The 1,572-nt window shown below is 64.6% G+C and carries 1 protein-coding gene and 1 pseudogene; both read left to right on the forward strand.

The window, feature by feature from the left end; all coding sequences use genetic code 11:
* Positions 1-451 (forward strand): annotated as a pseudogene (locus AOQ71_RS48915) (hypothetical protein); the annotation flags it as partial.
* 305 nt (positions 452-756) lie between these two features.
* A partial coding sequence (locus AOQ71_RS32085; protein WP_205668280.1) for a caspase family protein occupies positions 757-1,572 on the forward strand: 816 nt, incomplete at its 3' end.

A 1,572-nucleotide genomic window follows, 5' to 3' on the forward strand; every position in this document is an offset into this window, starting at 1 on the left:
GGCCGCCGTTTTGTTAGTGACAGCTGTTGCCACCAGCTCGGAGAGCAAGGCCCAGGCCGGTCCCTTCGCACCGCTGGCGGGCAGCTGGAGCGGCGGCGGCACGGTGACGCTGGATGACGGCTCGACCGAGCGGATCCGCTGCCGGGCCAAATACGCCCCGATCGGACCGACCATGGAGATGTCCCTGACCTGTGCCAGCGACGCCTACAAGTTCAACCTGGCTGCCAGCGTCAAGGCCGAGGGGAGTGCCATCACCGGCAGCTGGTCCGAGGCCAGCCGCAATATCAGCGGCTCGCTTCAGGGGCGCGGCGGCGGCGGGAACTTCGAAGTGGTCGCCTCTGCCGCCGGATTCAACGCCAACATCGCGTTGAGAACGAGCGGCAACAAGCAGAGCGTCACGATGCGCGCCGACAGCCAGTTCCGCGGCGCCAATATCTCGCTGTCGAAATAGGACGACGGCACGGCGATACGACCATCGACCCGGCGACCTCGCCGGGTCGATTTTTTTATGGGCCCGGCACGAACGCCCTGCCCCGATTCGCGCCCGCGCCCAGTGAACCACCGCGCGGCTTGAGGCGACAAATCCAGGTGGTCGAGCGTGATTTGGATCACGTTGGAGGGGCATTCCATCGTGCACATTCGATCACAGAGCTGCGGGTTGGGTCAGTCGTTTTGCTAGCGCGAGGCCGAGCGCTTTCGTGTAGGTTCGACACCAATCTGTTGCTGCCTGTCATTCGATTCTGTTGGGGATTTCAGATGCGCACTCTCACCATCATCGTTTCGCTGATGTGCATGGCGCTGTCGGTCAGCGCCGCCAAGGCCGACCGCCGCGTCGCCTTTGTCGTCGGCAACGGCGCCTACAAGAACGTCGCGCAATTGCCGAACCCGCCGATCGACGCCAAGGCGATGGCATCGACGCTGCGCAATGTCGGCTTCGAGGTGATCGAAGGCTCCAACCTCACCCGCGACCAGATGACCGAGAAGCTGCTCGATTTCGGCCGCAAGGCCCAGGGCTCCGATATCGCAGTGTTCTATTATGCCGGCCACGGCATCGCCGTCAGCGGCACCAACTATCTCCTGCCCATCGATGCCGACATCAAGTCGGAGATGGACGTCAAGCTTGGCGCCGCCATCAACGTCGACCTGACGCTCGACCAGACCATGGGCGATGCCAAGGTCAAGCTGGTGTTCCTCGACGCCTGCCGCGACAACCCGTTCGCCGCCAAGATCAAGTCGAACTCGGCCACCCGCAGCGTCAATGTCGGCAGCGGCCTGGCCGAGATGAAGTCGGGCGAAGGCACGCTGATCGCGTTCGCCACCGGCCCGGGCCAGACCGCGCTCGACGGCCAGGAGGGCAACAACAGCCCGTTCACCCGCGCGCTGATCGACAACATCACCAAGCCCGGCGTCGAGATCCAGCAGGCGATGACCTCCGTGCGCGCGCAGGTCAATGAAGAGACCCACAAGGGCCAGCTGCCGTGGGGCCACACCAATTTGATCGGCGCGGTCTATCTCAACCAGGCGCCGACGACCCAGGTTGCCAACGCGGCGCCGACGGCAACCGCCGCGCCA

The sequence above is a fragment of the Bradyrhizobium manausense genome (assembly GCF_001440035.1).
GTDB lineage: Bacteria > Pseudomonadota > Alphaproteobacteria > Rhizobiales > Xanthobacteraceae > Bradyrhizobium > Bradyrhizobium manausense.